Source organism: Micromonospora fiedleri, assembly GCF_016774385.1.
GTDB lineage: Bacteria > Actinomycetota > Actinomycetes > Mycobacteriales > Micromonosporaceae > Micromonospora > Micromonospora gifhornensis.
On record NZ_JAETXL010000002.1, the window covers coordinates 656296 to 676825 of the forward strand.

General features: G+C 72.3%; 21 protein-coding genes and 1 riboswitch. Of the genes, 17 read left to right on the forward strand and 4 right to left on the reverse strand.

From position 1 onward, the window contains the following. Positions 1–260: 260 nt before the first annotated feature. A complete protein-coding gene (locus JMF97_RS06960) occupies positions 261–911 on the forward strand; it encodes a hypothetical protein (protein ID WP_203220740.1) in 651 nt (216 codons plus the stop codon). A gap of 63 nt (positions 912–974) precedes the next feature. Here JMF97_RS06960 and JMF97_RS06965 read toward each other — a convergent pair whose 3' ends face one another. Next, positions 975–1343, reverse strand: a complete 369-nt coding sequence (locus tag JMF97_RS06965; protein WP_203220741.1) for a hypothetical protein — start codon at positions 1341–1343, stop codon at positions 975–977. A 131-nt stretch (positions 1344–1474) separates the two neighbouring features. Here JMF97_RS06965 and JMF97_RS06970 point away from each other — a divergent pair, with 131 nt between their 5' ends. The 6 genes from JMF97_RS06970 (at position 1475) to JMF97_RS06995 (ending at position 7126) form a co-directional block, all read left to right on the forward strand. Beyond that, a complete protein-coding gene (locus JMF97_RS06970) occupies positions 1475–2758 on the forward strand; it encodes a PucR family transcriptional regulator (protein ID WP_307816795.1) in 1284 nt (427 codons plus the stop codon). Positions 2759–2836: 78 nt separating this feature from the next. Next, on the forward strand, positions 2837–3835 hold the full coding sequence (locus tag JMF97_RS06975) for an ACP S-malonyltransferase (RefSeq protein ID WP_203220743.1): 999 nt from the start codon (positions 2837–2839) through the stop codon (positions 3833–3835). Next, positions 3832–4776: a beta-ketoacyl-ACP synthase III gene (locus JMF97_RS06980; protein ID WP_203220744.1), complete on the forward strand. Its 945-nt coding sequence runs from the start codon at positions 3832–3834 to the stop codon at positions 4774–4776. The genes JMF97_RS06975 and JMF97_RS06980 overlap by 4 nt, the downstream gene beginning before the upstream one ends. Before the next feature lie 84 nt (positions 4777–4860). Further along, on the forward strand, positions 4861–5100 hold the full coding sequence (locus tag JMF97_RS06985) for an acyl carrier protein (RefSeq protein ID WP_013735281.1): 240 nt from the start codon (positions 4861–4863) through the stop codon (positions 5098–5100). A 2-nt stretch (positions 5101–5102) separates the two neighbouring features. Then, complete coding sequence (fabF, locus tag JMF97_RS06990; RefSeq protein ID WP_013735282.1) at positions 5103–6329, forward strand: beta-ketoacyl-ACP synthase II; 1227 nt, start codon at positions 5103–5105, stop codon at positions 6327–6329. Positions 6330–6475: 146 nt separating this feature from the next. After that, entirely contained in the window at positions 6476–7126 is a 651-nt protein-coding gene (locus tag JMF97_RS06995; protein ID WP_203220745.1) for a lipoprotein, read from the forward strand. Positions 7127–7171: 45 nt separating this feature from the next. On the opposite strand, the gene JMF97_RS07000 is transcribed toward JMF97_RS06995, so the two are convergent. Next, entirely contained in the window at positions 7172–8920 is a 1749-nt protein-coding gene (locus JMF97_RS07000; RefSeq protein ID WP_203220746.1) for a glycoside hydrolase family 3 protein, read from the reverse strand. A 95-nt stretch (positions 8921–9015) separates the two neighbouring features. Further along, complete coding sequence (locus JMF97_RS07005) at positions 9016–9507, reverse strand: DUF3145 domain-containing protein (protein ID WP_203220747.1); 492 nt, start codon at positions 9505–9507, stop codon at positions 9016–9018. Between the two features lie 313 nt (positions 9508–9820). Here JMF97_RS07005 and JMF97_RS07010 point away from each other — a divergent pair, with 313 nt between their 5' ends. The 6 genes from JMF97_RS07010 (at position 9821) to surE (ending at position 16895) form a co-directional block, all read left to right on the forward strand. Next, entirely contained in the window at positions 9821–10150 is a 330-nt protein-coding gene (locus tag JMF97_RS07010; protein ID WP_013735286.1) for a hypothetical protein, read from the forward strand. A 201-nt stretch (positions 10151–10351) separates the two neighbouring features. Then, positions 10352–11266, forward strand: a complete 915-nt coding sequence (locus tag JMF97_RS07015; protein WP_203220748.1) for an alpha/beta fold hydrolase — start codon at positions 10352–10354, stop codon at positions 11264–11266. Positions 11267–11377: 111 nt separating this feature from the next. Then, positions 11378–13492 carry a HelD family protein gene (locus JMF97_RS07020; RefSeq protein WP_203220749.1) on the forward strand — a complete coding sequence of 705 codons (2115 nt, stop codon included), beginning with the start codon at positions 11378–11380 and terminating at the stop codon, positions 13490–13492. Between the two features lie 150 nt (positions 13493–13642). Continuing rightward, a riboswitch (cyclic di-AMP (ydaO/yuaA leader) is annotated at positions 13643–13776 on the forward strand. A gap of 4 nt (positions 13777–13780) precedes the next feature. Continuing rightward, positions 13781–14875, forward strand: a complete 1095-nt coding sequence (locus JMF97_RS07025) for a coiled-coil domain-containing protein (protein WP_203220750.1) — start codon at positions 13781–13783, stop codon at positions 14873–14875. Positions 14876–15093: 218 nt separating this feature from the next. Continuing rightward, complete coding sequence (locus JMF97_RS07030) at positions 15094–16074, forward strand: 1-phosphofructokinase family hexose kinase (RefSeq protein WP_307816796.1); 981 nt, start codon at positions 15094–15096, stop codon at positions 16072–16074. After that, entirely contained in the window at positions 16071–16895 is an 825-nt protein-coding gene (surE, locus tag JMF97_RS07035; protein ID WP_203220751.1) for a 5'/3'-nucleotidase SurE, read from the forward strand. Before JMF97_RS07030 ends, surE begins: the two co-directional genes overlap by 4 nt. A 4-nt stretch (positions 16896–16899) precedes the next feature. Here surE and JMF97_RS07040 read toward each other — a convergent pair whose 3' ends face one another. Then, on the reverse strand, positions 16900–17262 hold the full coding sequence (locus tag JMF97_RS07040) for an STAS domain-containing protein (protein ID WP_013735292.1): 363 nt from the start codon (positions 17260–17262) through the stop codon (positions 16900–16902). A 358-nt stretch (positions 17263–17620) separates the two neighbouring features. On the opposite strand from JMF97_RS07040, the gene JMF97_RS07045 reads away from it, so the two are divergent. The 4 genes from JMF97_RS07045 (at position 17621) to JMF97_RS07060 (ending at position 20431) form a co-directional block, all read left to right on the forward strand. Continuing rightward, positions 17621–17767 carry a hypothetical protein gene (locus JMF97_RS07045; RefSeq protein ID WP_013735293.1) on the forward strand — a complete coding sequence of 49 codons (147 nt, stop codon included), beginning with the start codon at positions 17621–17623 and terminating at the stop codon, positions 17765–17767. A gap of 122 nt (positions 17768–17889) precedes the next feature. After that, entirely contained in the window at positions 17890–18294 is a 405-nt protein-coding gene (locus JMF97_RS07050; RefSeq protein WP_013735294.1) for a hypothetical protein, read from the forward strand. 809 nt (positions 18295–19103) lie between these two features. Continuing rightward, a complete protein-coding gene (locus JMF97_RS07055; protein ID WP_013735295.1) occupies positions 19104–19793 on the forward strand; it encodes a BON domain-containing protein in 690 nt (229 codons plus the stop codon). Positions 19794–19882: 89 nt separating this feature from the next. After that, positions 19883–20431, forward strand: a complete 549-nt coding sequence (locus tag JMF97_RS07060) for a DsbA family protein (RefSeq protein WP_203220911.1) — start codon at positions 19883–19885, stop codon at positions 20429–20431. Positions 20432–20530 lie beyond the last annotated feature (99 nt).

Consider the following 20530-nt stretch of genomic DNA (forward strand, 5'->3'; position numbering starts at 1 on the left):
ACCGCCCCGGTTGCGGCGGCAGGTTATCCTGCCTGCATCACTGGTCCCGGCACAGGTAAGATCCGCCCACTGCTTGACGACCGCTACCGTGCCGAGTCGAGATCGCAGATAGTTCCAATTAGTGTTCCACCGGCTGCAACCGATCGACGTTCGGCGGAGTCTTTAGGTGGGTACCCGTCCTGCGGGTACGGTCACCGCCGTCAGCTTCCGGCACGTGACTCCTGCAGCAGAGCCACCATCGAACGGGGCGAGGAGGCGGCATGGTCCGACGGATGAGGCGACTGGCCGTAGTGGCGTTGGGCGGGTTGGCGGCCATGCTGCTGTCCCTCACCGTGGCGGAACCGGCGAAGGCGGCACCGAAGTCGCCGCCGGCCGGGGTGGACATCACCGGGCACGGCCTCGCCGAACCGTTGCGACTGCGCACCGAGCAGCATCCCGAGCATGTCAAGGCCATCGTCGACCAGGTCAGCGCCAAGGTGCTGGTACGCCAGTCGGGCAGCCCGAAGAAGGCGAACCTCGGTCCGAAGTACACAGTCGTGGTGCTCGCCGGCGACGTTCCCAAGCAGACCTACGACCTCTACCCGAAGGCCGTCGGCGGGCCCCGGGTCTACCGGCCGGCCAAGCAGCCGGACTCGCGCAAGACCACGGCGGCCTGGTTCCTCGGCCGCGTCACCATGTCCGAGACGCTGCGCACCGCCGGCGTACCGCTGGAGCGCACGTACGAGGCGGTCAGCGGCGGCGTCGGCGGCGGCGAACGGATCATCCCGGAGGACACCCTCAACCCGGCGCAGGACATCAACGAGGCCTTCGGGGAGCTGCGTCGCCTCCTGCTGCTCAACGTCGCGGTGGTCGTCGTGATCACCCTCGGGCTCGCCGGGATCGCCCTGCTGATCCGCCGCCGGACCCGCTGACCGTCGAGGTCGACCACCCACCCGCGCGAGGCCGGCCCGGCCGGCCGTTGATCGTCGGGTTCCTCAGCACCAGCGTCGGGGTGGGCGCTCCCGCCGGGTGGCGCGGCGAGCCGGGCGTACCGGGCCGTGCCGGTGTGCACCGGCCCAGCCGGGCCGCTCACTGCGGCAGCCGGAGGCGTCCGGCTCGACCGGTTCGACCGGTGGTTCGGCGGCCCGTTGCCGGGGCACCACCGGCTCGGTCGGGCCGGGTCGCGCGACCGCCGGCTCCTCGTCGCACCGCTCGGGCGTCCAGCCGGCATGCGCGTCGGCCGGTTGGCTGAGGCCGGTCGGCCGCCGGTGGTGATGGTGCTTGGCGGTGGCCGGCTGTTCGTGAGCGCCCGGTCGGCTCGGCTCGTCCTGGGCGCAGCCGTATTCGGCGTCCCCCTGCGCCATCGGCTTCTCCTCACGCTCTCGCCCTCACCCGCCGGTGCCCACCCGACGTGTCCTGACACGGTACTGGCCGATACCGACGCGCCACGCACCGCGTACCCGGTCGAGGTCAGGGATGGGACCGGACGGCTGCCGTGAAGGTCCAGTTCAGGGCATGTCAGGCTAGGAGGGTGAGCGGATCGGGCGGGACGGAACTGTCGGCCACGCTGCGCCGGATCGAACGCGCGGCCGGCACCCTGGCCACCGACAGCGTGGCCCGGATGGACGAGACGCTGCCCTGGTTCCGGGAGTTGCCGGCCGACCAGCGTTCCTGGGTGATGTTGGTGGCTCAGGCCGGCGTCCGTTCCCTGGTGCAGTGGCTCTGGTCGGGCGGTGGCACCGGTGAGGGCACCCAGGAGGTCTCCGACGAGGTCTTCGCCACCGCGCCCCAGGCGCTGGCCCGCTCGATCACCCTCCAGCAGACCGTGGCGCTGATCAAGGTCACCATCGACGTGGTCGAGGAGCAGGTGAGCGAGCTCGCCGCCCCGGGCGAGGAGCCGCAGTTGCGCGATGCGGTGCTGCGCTTCTCCCGGGAGATCGCGTTCGCCGCCGCCCGGGTCTACGCGCGGGCGGCGGAGTCCCGTGGCTCGTGGGACGCGCGGTTGCAGGCCCTGCTGGTGGACGCGCTGCTGCGTGGCGACTCCCCGGACGTGCTGGCCAGCCGCGCCGCGGCCCTCGGCTGGACGGACGCGCCGCCGGTGGCGGTGGCGGTGGGCACCTCCCCGGGCGGTGAGGTCGCCGCCGTCCTGCACAACGTCTACCGCCAGGCGCGGCGTATCGGTGTGGAGGTGATCGGCGGCGTGCACGGCGACCGGCTGGTGATCGTGCTCGGCGGGGCGGCCGAGCCGGTGGCGGCCACCGGCAAGCTGCTCACCGCGTTCGGTCCGGGGCCGGTGGTGGTCGGCCCGGCGGTGCCGAGCCTGGACGAGGCCACCGAGTCGGCGCGGGCGGCGCTGGCCGGCTACCGCGCGGCACCGGCCTGGCCCACCGCGCCCCGCCCGGTCCACGCCGGCGACCTGCTACCGGAGCGGGCTCTGGCCGGTGACGCGGAGGCCCGTCGGCGGCTGCGGCACGACGTGTACGCGACGCTGGCGCGGGCCGGCGGCGAGCTGCTGGAGACGCTTGACGCCTTCTTCGCGGCGGGCGGGACGCTGGAGAGCGCCGCCCGGGCGTTGTACGTGCACCCGAACACGGTGCGTTACCGGCTGCGGCGGATCTCCGACGTCACCGGGTTCAGCCCGCTGATGCCGCGGGACGCCTTCGCCCTGCGTGTCGCGCTGACGGTGGGTCGGCTGGACCCGGTGGTACCGACCCAGACATTGCCCCCACCCGCCGGTAAAAGATCACAGGCAAGTGACGATCATCGCCAATCTTTGTAGGATCCCTCCAAAGGTCCTAGTGCGGTTTGGTGTCAGTCGGCACAGCGCATCGCGTGGCTATCCGGGAGAGTCATACACGTGCTCGCCGTACTCTGCCCCGGCCAGGGTTCTCAGAAACCCGGCTTCCTCACTCCCTGGCTCGACCTGACCGGCGTTGAAGACCGGCTGCGCAGCTGGTCGACACTGGCCGAGGTCGATCTGGTGCACCTGGGCACCAAGGCCGACGCCGACGAGATCCGGGACACGGCCCGCACCCAGCCGCTGCTGGTGGCCGCCGCCCTGCTCGCCGCCGAGCAGTTGCCGCTGACCGAGGTGGCCCTCACCGCCGGGCACAGCGTCGGCGAACTCGGCGCGGCGGCACTGGCCGGCACCCTGTCGACCGAGGCGGCGATCACCCTGGCGGGCGTACGCGGCCGGGAGATGGCCGCCGCCTGCGCGCTGGAGCCGACCGGCATGGCCGCCGTGCTCGGTGGCGACCCGGACGAGGTGGTCGCCGTGATCAACGGGCACGGCCTGCACGCCGCGAACCGCAACGGCAGTGGCCAGATCGTGGCCGCCGGTGCGGTCGCCGGGCTGGAGAAGCTCGCCGCCGAGCCACCGACCCGGGCGCGGATCATCCGCCTCCAGGTGGCCGGCGCGTTCCACACCCCGTACATGGCCCCGGCGGAGGCCGCGCTGGCCTCGGTGGCGGACGGGATCACCCCGGACGACCCGACCCGGATCCTGCTGTCCAACCTTGACGGCACGCCGGTCGACGACGGCCGGGAGGTCCTGCAACGGCTGGTTCGCCAGGTCACCGCCCCGGTCCGGTGGGACCTCTGCATGGCCACCCTCGCCGACCTCGGCGTGACCGCGGTGATCGAACTGCCGCCCGCCGGCACGCTCGCCGGCCTGGTGAAGCGGGAACTCAAGGGCAACGGCGCCCCGGAGATCGTCACCCTGAACACCCCGGACGACCTGCCCGCCGCCCGCGACCTGATCGCCCGGCACGGCACGACCGCCCGCCAGGAGCCGGGCAGCCGGCTCGATTCGAACGAGTCTCGCGACGAGACCGACCGTAGGGAGAGTTCGGCATGAGCGGCAGCAGGATCCTCTCGCTAGGCCACTACCAGCCGTCCCGGGTGGTGACCAACAACGACATCGCCCAACTGGTGGACACCAACGACGAGTGGATCCGCGACCGGGTCGGCATCGTCAGCCGGCGCATCGCCGGTGACGAGACCGTCGCCGACATGGCCGCTGCCGCCGCCGACAAGGCCCTGGCGAACTCCGGCCTGACCGCCGCCGACATCGACCTGGTCGTCGTCGCCACCTGCACCTCGGTCGACCGCAGCCCGAACGTGGCCTGCCGGGTCGCCGACAAGCTGGGCATCAGCGCCCCCGGTGCGTTCGACGTCAACACCGCCTGCTCCGGTTTCGCGTACGCGCTCGGCACGGTCGACCACGCGATCCGCGCCGGTGCCAGCCGCAACGCCATCGTGATCGGCGCCGAGAAGCTCTCCGAGTTCACCGACTGGACCGACCGCTCCACCTGCATCATCTTCGGTGACGGCGCGGGTGCCGCGGTGGTCACCGCCACCGGCGCGGACGAAGCGCCCGGCGTGGGCCCGGTGGTCTGGGGTTCGGTGCCCGAGCGGGGCGACGCGGTACGCATCGAGGGCTGGCGTCCGTACGTCGCCCAGGAGGGCCAGACGGTGTTCCGCTGGGCCACCACGGCGCTGGCGCCCCTGGCGTTGCAGGCGTGCGAGCGGGCCGGGGTCGACCCGTCCGAGCTGGCCGCCTTCGTGCCGCACCAGGCCAACACCCGGATCATCGACGGCATCGCCAAGCGGTTGAACATCCCGCAGGCGATCATCGCCAAGGACCTCGTCGAGTCCGGCAACACCTCCGCGGCCAGCATCCCGCTGGCCCTGTCCAAGCTGGTCGAGCGCCGTGAGGTGCCCTCGGGCGCGCCGGTGCTGCTGTTCGGCTTCGGCGGCGGCCTGACCTACGCCGGTCAGGTCATCCGCTGCCCCTGATACCCCCTCGGCGCGTCGTCGCCGAGGAGCAAGGCGGTGGCGTCGCCGCCGCCGAGAGAAACCCGATGAGAGGAACCCACCGCAATGACCCGTGACGAGATCACCGCCGGCCTCGCCGAGATCCTCGAAGAGGTTGCCGGGGTGAGCCCGGACGACGTGGCCGAGGGGAAGTCCTTCACCGACGACCTGGACGTCGACTCCCTTTCGATGGTGGAGGTCGTGGTGGCGGCCGAGGAGAAGTTCGGCGTCAAGATCCCGGACAACGAGGTGCAGAACCTCAAGACGGTCGGCGACGCGGTCAGCTACATCGAGGCGCAGTCCTGATCATGACTCGATCCGACGTCGTCGTCACCGGGCTCGGCGCGACCACCCCGCTGGGCGGGGACGTCGCGTCGACCTGGGACGCCATGCTCAACGGCCGCTCCGGGGTGAGTGCGCTCACCCAGGAGTGGGCCGAGCAGCTGCCGGTCCGCATCGCCGCCCAGCTGGCGGTCGACCCGGCCACCGTGCTGGACCGGGTGAAGCTGCGCCGGCTGGACCGTTCCGAGGCGATCGCCCTGATCGCCGCCCACCAGGCCTGGGCGGACGCCGGCCTGGCCGACGCCCGGCCCGACGGGGAACGGGTGGGTGTCAGCATCGGCTCCGGCATCGGCGGCGCAGTCACCCTGCTCGCCCAGGACGACATCCTGGAGGCCTCCGGCCCCCGCCGGGTGTCCCCGCACACCGTGCCGATGCTGATGCCCAACGGCCCGGCCGCCTGGGTGGGCCTGGAACTCGGCGCGCAGGCTGGGGTGCACTCGGTGGCCAGTGCCTGTGCCACCGGTGCGGAGGCGATCGCGCTGGGTCTGGACATGATCCGGTCCGGCCGCGCCGACGTGGTGGTGGCCGGCGGCACCGAGGCGGTCATCCACCCGCTGCCGATCGCCGGGTTCGCCTCGATGCGGGCCATGTCGACCCGCAACGACGAGCCGCAGCGGGCGTCGCGGCCGTGGGACAAGGGTCGGGACGGGTTCGTCCTCGGTGAGGGTGCCGGCATCGTGGTGCTGGAACGCGCCGAGCACGCCGCCGCCCGAGGTGCCCGGGTGTACGCCCGGCTGGCCGGCTCCGGCATCACCTCCGACGGCTACGACATCGTCCAGCCCCACCCGGAGGGTGCGGGGGCGATCCGGGCGATCGAGAAGGCGATCGCCGACGCGGACGTCGCCAAGTCGGACATCGTGCACGTCAACGCGCACGCCACCTCGACGCCGGTGGGCGACCTGGCCGAGATCAAGGCACTGCACCAGGCGCTGGGCGACCACCCGGTGCTGACCGCGACCAAGTCCATGTCCGGGCACCTGCTCGGCGCCGCCGGTGCGCTGGAGTCGATCGCGACGATCCTCGCGATCCGCGACGGCGTGGTGCCCCCGACGATCAACCTGGACGACCCGGACGACAGTCTCGACCTCGACGTGGTCACCAACAAGGCCCGCGAGATGTCGATCGAGGCCGCGCTGAACAACTCGTTCGGCTTCGGTGGTCACAACGTGGCGCTGGTCTTCACCCGCGCCTGACCGTCCGCCCGTCACCCCTGCCGTCGCTGTCGTGGCGACGGCAGGGGTTTCGTGTTGTCGGGCGCAGCGCGCTTACCGACTTGACGGCGCCCCCCGGTTTCGCTTTGCTGAGCGCTCCTATAGATCAACAACGGGGAGTGGACATCGTGCGACGATCCCGGCTCGCGCTGGCGGCCCTGGCCATCGGGCTGCTCACCGGTTGCGGCGGCGGTGCGCAGACCGACACCGGCGAGCAGCCCGGCGGTGGCGCGACGGGTGCGCCGTGGCATGACGAGGTGACCGCAGCCACGGCGAGCGAGACGGTCGGCGCCGGTGCCCCCTGTCCGCTGCCGGTGACGTTCGGACTGGCCGACGGGTGGCGGGTAAGTGAGATCAAGACCGCCGACCCGAACGACGAGGTGGCCGCCGCCGTGGCCGAGGCGTTGACCCGACGCGGCGGCACGACCGCGCGCTGCGAGGTGGACGGCCGCGCGGTCGCGTCGGGCTTCCTGCGGGTGTGGACGGCCGACGACGCGGACACCCCGGCCCGGCAGACGCTGGAGGCGTTCGTCGCCGCCGAGCAGAAGGCGACCGATCCGCAGTACCGCCAGACCCGTGTCGGCGACCTCGACGTGATCGAGGCGAGTTGGTTGAGCCATCGGGAGTTGCTCGACGAGGACATCCGGGAGTGGGCGCTGGCGGTCCGGGCCGGCGGGACGACGGTGTTGTTGGAAGCCAGCAGCACGAGCTTCGGTGACCCACTCGATCTGCTGCCCGCGTACCGGCTGGCCCGCGACACGCTGACCGCGACGCCCTGAGACCAGCGACGGCCTAACCGCCGACGCCCGTGCTGACCGCTTGGGTCAGCCGGCGCAGGTGGTGGCGGGCAGTCCGGACACCTTGACCGGGGAACGCCCCGGCGGAGTGGCCTTGCCGGCCAGCACGTCGGCGAGCGCCTCCATGGAGGCCCGACTCGACGAGTACGTGGCCAGCAGCGTCGGCGACTTCGCCTGACCCAGCACGTACGGGAGGTCCATCGCGACCGTGACCGCCGCGTCGGCCCGCAGGTCCCCGGCGCGGTCGCCGTACCCGACCAGGTGCACGATCGTGCCGCCGTTGGGCACCACCCGCACCCCGGCCTCGGTCAGCGCCTCGGTCAACGCGGCCCGGGTGTGCGCCCGCCCGTCGGAGGAGGTGACGGTGACCGGTCCACGGATCGCCACCTCGTCGCACCGGCCGCGCAGCACGGTCACCGCGGCGGCGGCCAACGCCCGTGCCGCCGCCCGGTGCGCCGGGGTGGCCAGCGTCGACAGCTCCGGCGTCGGCGCGCCGGCCAGGCTGAACTTCATGGTCAGCACCCGGGTGACCGCCTCCACCAGTCGGGCCCGGGGCAGCGAGCCGTCCCGCAACGCCGCCAGCAGCCCGTCGTACGCCTGGCTCACGTTCGGCGGCATCAGGATCAGGTCGTTGCCGGCCTTCAGGGCGCGTACCGCGGCCTCGCCCGGTCCCCAGCGGCGCGCCGGTGGCATGTTCATACCGTCGGTGACCACCACGCCCTGGAAGCCGAGTTCGCCGCGCAGCACCTCGGTGAGCAGCTTGTACGAGAAGGTCGCCGGCACACCGGGGTCGACCGCCCGGACGTCGAGGTGGGCGGACATCACGGCCAGCGCACCGGCCTCGACGCCGGCAGTGAACGGCGGCCAGGCCTGCGCCGCCAACTTCTTGCGGGACTGGCTGAGCACAGGCAGGTCCTGGTGGGAGTCGTCGGCGCTGTGCCCGTGCCCGGGGAAGTGCTTGACGGTGGCCGCCACCCCGGCGGCCTGCAGTCCGCGTACCGCCCCGCCGACCTGCTGCCCGGCGCGCTGCGGGTCCGCGCCGAAGGATCGGGACCCGATCACCGCGCTGCGGGTGACAAGCACGTCGGCGACCGGCGCGAAGTCGACGTTGATGCCCATGGCGGCCAGTTCGGTGCCGGCGGCCCGCCAGGCCGCCTCGGTCAGCGCGGGATCACCGGCGGCACCGGCGGCCAGGGCGCTGGGCAGCAGGGTCACCCCCTCGGTGACCCGGGTGACCACCCCGTACTCCTGGTCGGTGCCGATGAGCAGGGGCGCCGCACCGGCGGCCAGCTTCCCGGCGGCCTCGCGCAGCCCGGTGGTCAACTCGCGGACCTGCTTCGGGTTGTCGACGTTGGTGGTCGGCTGGTTGCCCTGGGTGGGGTCGTCGGCGCTGAAGCCGACCAGGATCAGTCCGCCGAGCCGGTACTTCTCGATCATCTCGGTCGGGGTGTCCACTCCGGCGAGGGCCCGGTTTCCGGCTGCCGATCCGGCCGACACCTGGGTCGCCCGGTCGCCGTACGCGTACGGCATGAGCACCTGGCCGACCAGGTCCTCGTCGCCGAGTTCGGCGACCAGGGCGGCGGCCCGGGTGGCCGGGTCGTCCGGGGTGGCGCTCGGCGAGGGATCCGGTGCCGCCGGAGCGGACGGTGACGTCGAGCCGGACGCCGGGGCCGAGCCGGGACGCTGCCCGTGCTGGGAGCAACCGGAGGCGAGCAGCATGGTCACGGCGACGAGCACGGCGGCGACACGCCGAGGGGTAGTCGACACGCGGCCCATCCCACCAGCTCACCGCGTATCGGGCAACTTGGTCCGGTGGCGACCGGGCGACGCCCCCGACCGCCCGGACCGAGATCCCGGGCGGTCGGCGACGCTCAGCCGACCCGGGTGAGCAGCGTCACCGGCGCGCCGTCCCCGGCGTAGCGGTACGGCTCCAGTTCGGCGTCCCAGGCGCTGCCGAGCGCCTTGTCGAGAGCGTGTGCGAGGGCCTCGGGTCCCCGCGCGGCGGCCATGATGCTGCGCAGCCGGTCCTCGCCGAGCTGGATGTCCCCGGCCGCGCCCACGGTGGCCCGGAACAGCCCGCGGCCGGGGACGTACATGAAGCGTTCACCGTCGGTGCCCGGACTGGGCTCCTCGGTGACCTCGAAACGGATCATGGGCCACTGCCGGAGGGCAGCAGCCAGTTCGGCACCCGTCCCGGCGCGACCGGACCAGCCGCATTCGGCCCGGCGGGCGCTGGGATCGACGGGTTGGGCGGTCCATTGCAGGTTGACCGGCGCGGCAAGGACGCGCGCGATCGCCCACTCGACGTGTGAGCACACGGCGAGCGGGGTCGAATGGACGTATACGACGCCACGCGTTGGCACGGTGACCTCCCGGAGAGCGAGGTGCGTCTTCCCCTACGACCTCGACCGATTCCGGGTGCGTTGTTGTCACACATGATGACTGGTGGGACGGATGGTGCGCCAGGGAATCGGAAAATCCGCCGGTCGGAATACCCGGACAGGTGACCGCCGTTCCACCTCGTGACGCCGCGATGACCAGCCGGGATCGTGGGTCGTGTACAGTTCCATCGGCGGCCTGTGCCGCGTAAGCCTCTCGCGGGGTCTCCCATCGGGTGCCGCCCCGCAACAGCCCCCGGACGTTCCGTCCTCCGTACGTCTTGCAAGGAGTACCTCCGTGGCGAGCAACACCTCTAAGACCGCGCGCGCGTCAGTCCGGGCCGGCCAGGCTGGCCAGGGTGGCGCCCTCAGCGTGCTGGGCGAGTTCAAGTACCTGATCCCGCTCAACGGCGGCAAGCACGCCTACGTGCGGAACCTGACCAACGGCAAGACCGTGCACCTGCGCACCGACTCCGAGGCCTTCGTCGAGGAGATCCGGGTGCTGGCCGCCGCCGGCCACGCCGCCAAGATCCGGGCGGAGATCAACAGCCTCAACGCCGCCCACCCGGGCGACGGCTGGGACGCCGCCGAGAAGCGCCTGGTCGAGGCCGGCGTCTTCGAGGGCTGAGCCAGCCTCACGTACCACCACGAAACGCCCGTCGGGTCTGCCCGGCGGGCGTTTCGTCGTCTCCGGCCCGGCCGGTCGAGCAGGGGGCCCAAACCGGAATCTTCTCAACATCGCGGTTCTCGTGGTGTCATGGCGGGTAGCCGGTGTTACCACCGGGTATCCCCGGTGTTGCGCACTCGCGCGGCCATGGGGGAGGTGGCGATGCCAGAGCAGGTCGAGGTACGGCTTCCTGACGACGTACGCCTGCATGTGGAAGCCAGCGGACCGGCGGACGCCGAGGTCACCGTGGTGCTGTTGCACGGCTGGACGCTGGACGGGCGCAGCTGGCACCGGCAGGTGGCGGCGCTGCGCGAGACGTATCCGTCGGTGCGGGTGGTCACCTACGACGCGCGCGGGCACGGCCGGTCCAGTTGCATGGCGCTGCCCACGGCCACCCTCGCCCAGCTCGGCGATGATCTGGCCGCCGTGTTGGACACTGTCTCCTCCGGCGGCCGGGTGGTGCTCGTCGGCCACTCGATGGGCGGCATGACGATCATGGAGTACGCCCACCGCCACCCCGAGCACTTCGCGCACCGTACGGCCGGACTGCTCTTCGTCTCCACCACCGCCGAGGGGCACACGCACACCGTCTACGGCCTTTCGCCGCGGATCGCCCGGATCATCCGGTTGGCCGAGACCACCGGGGCCGGGGTGTTGGCCCGCTGCGGCTCGTGGCGTCCGCCCCGGGCCCTGCTGCGGGCGTTGCAGCCCAGCATCCGCTGGATGCTCTTCGGTGAGCGCTGCGATCCGGCGGACATCCGCCTGGTCACCTCGGCGGTGGCCCGTGCCTCGCTGCGCTCGATCGGCGGGTTTCGGGCGTCGATCGGCGCCCAGCACCGGTTGGAGACCCTCGCCGCGTTGGCCCATCTGCCGGCGGCGGCCCTGGTCGGGGACCGGGACCGGCTCACCCCACCGCCGTGCGCGGAGTCGATCGCCGAGGCGTTGCCCGCCACCGACCTGGTGGTGTGCCCCGGCGCCGGCCACATGCTGATGATGGAACGCCCAGAGGAGGTCAACGGGGCCCTCTCCGGCGTGCTGCGCCGGGTCGTCGACACCAGCCCCGTCCACGGCTGTTAACAAGGGACCCCTGCTCTACCTGAGGCGTTAACAAGGTGCCCTTCCTTGCACGTGGACGGTGGGGCGTAATCTCGTGCGGTTGGCCGGGCGGCGGGACGAGGAGCACGAGCGGTGGATCAGAGCACCCTGGATCAGGAGATCGCCGTCGAGCAACGGCATCTCGACCGGGTGTACGCACGACTGGCCGAGCTGCGGCGCGGGGCGGTGCGCGCCGAACGGGACGGCTACCGGCTGGCCCGGGTCGGCAACTTCGGCGCACTCGTCGAACGCGACGCGATGGTCTTCCACGCCGCGCAGCGACGTCACCTGTTCGACGCCGAGTACGAAGGGCTGGTCTTCGGCCGCCTCGACCTGCGGGACGGGCAGGTGATCTACGTCGGGCGGCTCGGCATCCGCGACGAGGACGCCAGCACCCTGGTGGTCGACTGGCGGGCTCCCGCCGCCGCCGCGTTCTATCAGGCCACTCCCGCCGAGCCGCTCGGCGTGGTACGCCGCCGCACGATCCAGTCCAGCGGGGAACGGGTCACCCGGATCGAGGACGACCTGCTCGACCCGGAAGCCGCACCGCCGGACATGCCGGTGGTGGGCGACGGCGCGCTGCTGGCGGCCCTGTCCCGCACCACCGGCCGGGGCATGCGCGACATCGTCGCGACCATCCAGCGTGAGCAGGACGAGGCGATCCGCTCCCCCGGTTCCGGGGTGACGCTCGTCTCCGGCGGCCCCGGCACCGGCAAGACGGCGGTGGCCCTGCACCGTGCCGCCTATCTGCTCTACGCCGACCGGAGCCGGTACGCCGGAGGCGGCATCCTGGTCGTCGGCCCGTCCTCGGTCTTCGTCTCCTACATCGCCTCGGTGCTGCCGTCGTTGGGCGAGGACAACGCCACCCTGCAGTCGCTGGGCAGCATCTTCCCCGGCCTGGTCGCCACCCGCACCGACCCGCCCCGGGTGGCCGCGATCAAGGGATCGTTGCGGATGCGGCGGGTCCTGGAGCGCGCCGTGCGGGACACCGCGCCGGGCGCCCCCACCGAGTTGCGGCTGCTCTACCGGGGACAGCTGCTGCGGTTGGAGCGGGCCGAGCTGAACACGGTCTGGAACCGTGCGCTGCCCCGTGGCGCCCGCCGCAACGAGGTACGCCGGGCCGGCTTCGACGGCATCCTCGCCGCGCTCTGGGCCCAGGCCCGCCGGTTGGGCATCGCCGGCCTGCCCGAGCAGCGCGCCTTCGAGGACGAGTTGATCGACCGTAGCGACTTCCGGGAGTTCCTCAAGGCCTGGTGGCCCCGGCTGCATCCCCGGCACGTGCTCGGCTGGCTGGCCGACCACGAGCGGCTGCGCCGGTACGCCGGTGGCATCCTGTCCGGGGCCGAGATCCGGCTGCTGGGCGAGGCCTACCGAGGGCTGGCCACTCACGGCCCGACGGTCGCCGACACCGCGCTGCTCGACGAGCTGGACACGCTGCTCGGTAAGCCGGTACGCCCGGCCCGGGCCAAGCGGGATCCGTTCCAGCTGGCCGGCGGCGTACGGGAGCTGAGCACCTTCGCCGACCGGCAGCGGGCCGCCCGACAGGCCGCCCGCGAACGCCCGGAGGACTACCGGGACTACGCCCACGTGGTGGTCGACGAGTCGCAGGACGTCTCGCCGATGCAGTGGCGGATGATCGGCCGGCGGGGCCGGTTGGCCTCGTGGACCGTGGTCGGTGACCCGGCGCAGACCGCCTGGACGGGAGACCCGCAGGAGCTGAACCGCGCTCGGGAGCAGGCCCTGGGTCGGCGTCCGCGTCACCGGTTCACCCTCACCACCAACTACCGCAACTCGGCGGAGATCTTCGCGGTGGCGGCCGAGGAGATCCGCCGGGTGTACCCGGATCTCCCGCTGCCCACGGCGGTCCGCTCCACCGGAGTCGACCCGGTGCAGCTCGTGGTGCCGGCCGCCGAGTTGACGACGAGCGTGGTGTCGGCCGCGCGCACCCTGCTCGGCGAGGTCGAGGGCACCGTCGGAGTGATCACTCCGGTGCCGCGGCGGGACGAGGTGACGGGCTGGCTCGATGGCCTCGGCGGCGACCGCCTGCAGGTGGTGACGAGCCTGGAGGCCAAGGGCATGGAGTACGACGCGGTGGTGCTGGTCGCGCCGAGTGAGATCCGCGCGGTGCCCGATTCCGGTGTGCGTACGCTCTACGTCGCGCTGTCCCGGGCCACCCAGCGGCTCACCACGGTCGATGTGGCCACCTGACACCGAGCTACCGCAATTCGCCACAAATGATACTTTCGTCCGATTTCCTGGTGACCGGACGAACACCACGAGTCACACCGGCTGCACGGGTCACAGCAGCACCGGTAGGCTCGGACCCGGCCTCCGCCAGGCGGCACCCACCGGTGCCGGCGGTGGTCGCCGCCTAATCGCCCGCAGGGGCGAGCCGGGGAACCATGTTCCTGGGGTGCATCCGCGCACGCGCGGTAGGGATCTTCCGTCCCGAACCCGTCAGCTAACCCGGTCGGCGGCTGACGGAAGGACATGTGCATGCCAGCAGTGGCAACCGTGAAACCGGCCGCCCGAACGGCGGCCCTGATCTGCGCGGCGCTCGCTCTCGCCGTAGGCGTCGCGCTCGTTCCCGGCCCGGCCGCGGCACACGGGTTACTGGCGGCGGCTCCCGCCGACGTCGGTGACGAGGGGGGCACCCCGGCGCTGCGCGCCCAACTGGAGGCGGCCAGCAAGGGCTACCTCGACGCCAAGGCCGCGCTGGACCGTTCGGTCAAGCGACAGAAGCAACTGGCCACACAGCTCACCGCCACCGAGAACCAGCTCACCGAACGCGGTGCCAAGGTCGCCGAGATCGCCGCACAGGCGTACCGCAGCGGCCGGCTCGGCGCGGCGTCGGCGCTGCTCAACAGTGGCTCTCCGGCCGGCTTCATGGACCGGGCGGCGGCGCTGGACGCGGTGGCCGCCAACGAGGAGCGTGCCCTGGGTGAGCTGCGGGCCACCCGCGACGAGGTCAGCAGGACCAAGCAGGCGCTGGACGTCGAGGTCCAGGAGCAGCGCAAGCAGGTCGCGGTGATGGCCAAGCGCAAGGACCAGGCCGAGCGGGCACTGACCGTGGCCAACGAGCGGGCGGAGGCGGCCGAACGCGCCCAGGCCGCGGAACGCGCCGCCCGCACCCCGAGCCGTGGTGGCGGTTCCAGCCCGACGGCCAAGCCCGCGCCCCGCAACTCGGACGGCTCGTGGCCCTCGGAGTCGTGCAGTGTCAACGACCCGACCCCGGCCAACGGCTGCATCACCCCGCGCACGCTGCACGCGCTCAACCAGGCCAAGGCGGCCGGCTTCACCCGGTACGTCTCCTGCTACCGCTCGGGCGGCTCGGGCGAGCACCCCAAGGGCCGGGCCTGCGACTTCGCCGCGCAGAAGAACGGCTTCGGTGGGGTCGCCACGGGCGGCGACCGGACGTACGGCAACAACCTGGCGGCGTACTTCGTCAACAACGCCGACCGGCTCGCCGTGCTCTACGTGATCTGGTACAAGCAGATCTGGCTGCCCAGCAGCGGCTGGAAGTCCTACAGCGGCGGTCGCGGCGACCCGTCCAGCGACCACACCAACCACGTGCACCTGTCGGTGTACTGACCCGTTCACACGACGCCGCCGGGTGGGACTTCCACCCGGCGGCGTCGCATCGTGCCCGCACGGCGAAACGCCGCACTCCCCCGCCCGTCGACGCGCGCGAATCCGCCACCTTGGTTACCGTCTAAGACGGAAGTGGACATTTCGCCACGAGGGGGCGCAACTCGCATGAGACAACCCACCACGCGGTTCACCCGGTCCGGCACCTGCGGGTGGGCCCGGTGACCGGGCACGTCATGGTCTTCGCGCCCACACCGCTGCTGACCGTCACCGTCGACCAGCCCAGCGACGTACCGGAGCTGCACCTGCACCCCGGCGGACAGGGCGTCTGGCAGGCCCGGATGGTGCTGTCGCTCGGTGTCGACGTGGTGCTCTGCACGGCGCTCGGCGGCGAGATCGGGGAGGTCCTGGCGCCGCTGCTGGTCAGCGAGGGAGTGGACCTCAAGCTGGTGAACCGCGACTCCGGCGGCAGCGGCGGGTACGTGCACGACCGCCGCGGGGGCACCCGGCAGGAGATCGTCGACGTGCCCGGCCAACCGTTGAGCCGGCACGAGCTGGACGAGTTGTACAACCTCGCCCTCAGCGAAGGGCTACGCGCGGAGGTGTGCGTGCTCAGCGGTCCGAACGACCCGTCACTGGTGCCCGCCGACCTGTACCGGCGCTTCGCCGCCGACCTCGGCGCCAACGGCAGCCGGGTGGTGGTGGACCTCAGTGGCGAACACCTGACGGCGGTCGTGGACAGCGGCGTGTTCTTCCTCAAGGTCAGCCACGAGGAGCTGATCGCGGACGGCCGAGCCGCCGACGACGACGAGGAACAGCTCACCCGCGCCATGTACGACCTGCACGCCGCCGGCGCGGAGAACGTGGTGGTCAGTCGGGCCGAGAAGCCGGCGCTGGCCCTGGTCGACGGCGAGGTGTTCGAGGTGCTGATGCCCCAACTGGAAGCGGCCGACCCGCGTGGCGCGGGCGACTCGATGACCGCCGGGGTGGCCGCCGTGGTGGCCCAGGGCGGCGACGTCCGCACCGCCATCCGTACCGGGGCGGCGGCGGGTGCGCTGAACGTCACGCGCCACGGGCTGGGCACCGGCCGGGTCGACTCGATCACCGGCCTGGTGGAGCGGGTGCAGCTGGAGCCGGCGAGCATCCGGCCGCAGCACCGCACGACCCCCGACGAGCTGGCCCACCGGGCGGGCGGGCGATGACGCTGCGGGTCCTGATCACCAACGACGACGGGATCGCCGCTCCCGGCATCCACGCGCTGGCCCGGGCCGCCGTCGACCGGGGTCTGGACGTGGTGGTGGCCGCCCCGCTGGAGGAGGCCAGCGGCACCAGCGCCGCGATGAGCGCGATCGAGCAGGACGGTCGGGTGGTGGTCCACCAGCACCCGCTACCGGACCTGGACGGCATGCCCGCCTTCGCGGTCGGCGGTTCTCCCGGCTTCATCGCGCTCATCGCCGTGCACGGCGCTTTCGGGCCACCGCCGCAGGTGCTGCTGTCCGGAATCAATCGTGGTGCCAACGCCGGTCGCGCGGTGCTGCACTCCGGCACCGTGGGTGCCGCGTTCACCGCCGCCGCGAACGGCTGTGCGGCGATGGCGGTGTCCCTGGACGTCCTGTCGGCCGGTGAGGCCACCGCGGCCAGCGGCGGTGCGGCGGTGGCCGCCGCCGCACGGGTACGCGACGCCGACCGGCACTGGGCGACCGCCGCCCGGGTCGCGCTGGACCTGCTGCCCAGGTTACCCACCGGGCCGGTGGCGAGCGTGCTCAACGTGAACGCGCCGGATCTGCCGTACGAGCGGCTTCGCGGGGTACGCCGAGGCAGCTTGGCCACCTTCGGCCAGGTGCAGATGACGGTCGCCGAATCCGGTCACGGTTTCGTCCGCACGTCGCTGGAGGAGCCCGGTCAGGCGGTGCAGCCCGGTACCGACCTGGCCCTGCTCGCCGAGGGTTACGCCTCGGTGACGGCGGTTAGGGCCATCACCGAGGCGACCGATATTGATCTGTCCGGCCTCGACGCCGGATGAGGGGTCAGGCCCCCGGAAGGACCTCGGGTGTGGCGGCCCCCGCGTAGTACGGCTCGGGGGCGCCGAACAGGCCGAGCAGGCCGGTCACCCAGAGTTGCCGGTGCACGAACCGGCTCGGCTCGGTCACGACCAGTTTCACGCCACTGACCTCGGCAGTCTGGAATCCGGCGACCATCGCGCTGATGCCTACCGAGTCGATGAAGGTGACCAGCCGCATGTTGAGCTCGATCCGGGCCGGCCGGCCCTTGGCCAGCACCTCGGCGATGGCCTCTTTCACTTCGTACGCGGTGTCGACGTCGATCTCCCCTCGCGGGGCGATCTCGATGACACCACCAGGCCGAACCGTCTGCAGGATCGACAGGCTCACGCGAGCACCTCCACTCGCCCGTACGACGGGCGCCTCATCAGTACGCGGGCCGCGACCGAGAGTATTCCTCCAACGGCCTCGGTCGCCACCCCTCGGGATGAGCAATTCGCGGACAGGGGCGTGCCAAGTCGCCCTTGTCCGGACTTTTCATGTCCTATCACTCGACGCGCTGGCCGCTATTCCACACCGCGCGCCAGCCCACGCCGTCGAACCAGGGTAGCGGGCCGATGCCAGCGGTTTCGATATCCAGCGCGGCGAGGCGTCCGCCGTGAGGCCGGCTCCGCTGGTAGCCGGGCTGCGGTCAGGGCAGGAATGTGCCTAGCATCACCACTGACCGAATCGATGAGAGGACGACGACATGCTTCGCAGGCTCGCCACCCTGGCCGGCGTCAGTGCACTGCTCACCCTCGTCCTGGCCTGCGGTTTCGGCGGCGGGGGCGATGACGACGACGATGACGACGACGACTTCGCCCGGGCTGCCGTCGCGGTGGTGTCGTCCCGCTGATCCGGTTTGCGGGGGCATCCGGCGGGGCACAGCCTCCGAAGGCGTACCCCCGCCGCACGCCGGGCAAGCCGCCGAGGAGGTCTCATGCGGGCACCGGCCTCGGTCCTGTCGAGGAGGGAACCATGTTCGGAACCAACCTGCTGGAACGCCGCAGCAAGCCGGAGCGGATCGCGGACGACGCCTGGCACCACCTCGTGTCGGCGGTGAGTACCGCGGGTGACAACCTCCGGGACACCGCCCGTTCCGCCCGGCACACCTCTGCGGGGCTGGCCGACGACGCCGGGGAGCTGGTGGGATCGGCCGCCGAGGAGGCCCGCCGCCGGGCCACCCGGGCCTTCGACGCCCTGGCCGGTCGCCGTCCCGCCCTGCCGTGGACCCTGTTGATCGGCGCGGCGCTGGTCGGTGCCGCGCTCGGCTGGGCTGCCGGCACCGCTGCCCGCGCCGCGGGCAGCCGTGACCGGTCCGTCGACGACATCGAGTTCGTGGACGTCGAGCGCCCCGACTCCCCCGCCGAGACCGACCGCTGAGCGGCGGCCTTCACCCTGCTGGCGTCGAACGGGCTCAGCTCGGGACGGGACCCCGTCCGACCGATCCGGTCGGACGGGGTCCGTTGCGCTGACCGGGTGTGGACGGCCAGCGAGTGGTGCGGGTGGTGGTCGTCGGAAGCTCACTCGCGTCACGAGCCGGCGCTGAGGCAGGCGGCCGGACAGCCGCCCGACGGCGGCGGGCGGGTCGGGAACGCGGCCGGGCCGGTGGCCGGGGTGGACGCGGACGGACCCGGGGGCGACGCCGTCTGGCCGGTCGGGCTCGGGGAAGAAGAAGCCCGCGCTGCTGACGGTCGTCGACGTGAGGCGGGTGGCTCCGGTGCGACGCCCCGGCCCACCCTGCCCAGCCAGCCACAGTTCGCCCTCCTTAGCGGGCCGGGCCTTCAGGCGTACGGTGCCGGTGGTGGGTGGCGTGGTCGCGGCGGACGGTGCCCCCGGTCGGGCTCGCAGGACGGGTCCGGCGCCGGCACAGCCGGGCGCGGACACCGCCGGATCGACGAGACCTCTCCGCATCTGAGTTCCTCTCGGGGGGAGACGCCCCACACCCCGTGACCGAGGTGGGTGGACGCACAGCAGACACCCAACGGAGCTGCCCTGGCTCCGGCACCGGCGCGATTGGCTCCCGCACCCGAGGAATGGGCTCACCCTAACCGTTTCGGGAAGCAAATGGAAGCGCTCCCACGGACCTCCTCCGACCCGGGTGAGGCCGGATCACCCGGACCGCCACCAGGCTGAGTGCCGCGGACCCGGCAAAGCGGGCCGCGCCACGCCGGCAAGGGAGGAGCAAGGCGATGGCCAGCATCTCGACGATCAACCGCATCGATCAGGACATCCGTTCCGCGGTACTCGACGAACTGGACTGGGAGCCCCGCGTACAGCCGCACGAGATCGGGGTGACCGTGGCCGAGGGCGTGGTGACGCTGACCGGCCGGGTGGACAGCTACGCCAAGAAGTGGGCGGCGGAACGCGCGGCACACCGGGTCGCCCAGGTCCGGGTGGTCGCCAACGACATCGCCGTACGGCTGATCACCGGTGCGGAGCGCACCGATCCGGAGATCGCCACCGCGGTGGAACACGCCCTGCAGTGGCGTGCCTTCGTGCCGGTGGAGCAGCTCGACGTGACGGTCGCGGACGGCTGGGTCACCCTGCACGGCCAGGTCGAATGGGAGTACCAACGCCGCGCCGCGGAGGAATCGGTCAACCAGCTCAACGGCGTACGCGGAATCAGCAACGGGATCACCGTACGGCCGACGGTGCGTCCCGACGGCAGCAGGCTGGCCGACCGGATCGTCGACGCGTTGGCCCGCAACCGGGCGACCGACGCCGAGCAGGTGACGGTACGGGTGCACGGCGACACCGTGCTGTTGGGCGGTCTGGTGCACTCGATGCCCGAACGCGCCGAGGTGGAGCGGGTCGTCTGGTCCGCGCCGGGCATCCGGGAGGTACAGAACCACATCGCCGTGGCACCTGTGCTGCGCTGAGCGCCCCGGCGGCGTACGCCGCAACCACCCGGGCCGGGTGAGCCCTCCTCACCCGGCCGGGCAGCAGTCTGGCACTCATGACCGATCAGCTGACCACACCACTGCAGGTCACTGCGCGGCTCCGCACACCCGTCACGGAACACGACCACGTCCGAGGTCCGACGGACGCGCCGGTGACCATCGTCGAGTACGGCGACTACCAGTGCCCCTTCTGCGGCCAGGCGCACGCCAGCCTGCAGGAGGTGCTCCGAGAGCGGGCCGACACCGTCCGCCTGGTCTACCGGCACTTCCCCATCGCGAACCTGCACCCGTACGCCGAGATGGCCGCCGAGGCGGCCGAGGCCGCCGGACGGCGGGGACGGTTCTGGGAGATGCACGACTGGCTCTACGAGCACCAGGAGCAGCTGGACCGGGTGCACCTGATGCTCGGCGTGGAGCAGCTCGGGCTGCCGGTGAACGAGGTGGACGCGGAGATCGGTCGACACGCCGGTGGTGACCGGATCCGACACGACTTCGTCAGCGGCATCCGCAGCGGCGTGGACGCCAGCCCGACCCTGTTCGTCAACGACACCCGCCACGACGGCGACTTCGACCTGGCCACCCTGCTGGCCACCGTCGACGCCGCCACCACCACCTGATCCGGCCACCACCTGATCCGGCCACCGTCGCCGCCGGTTCCGGCCGCCCGGATCCGGTGACGGGACGTCGTCCGCCTACGGCCCGCCGGCACCGCCCAC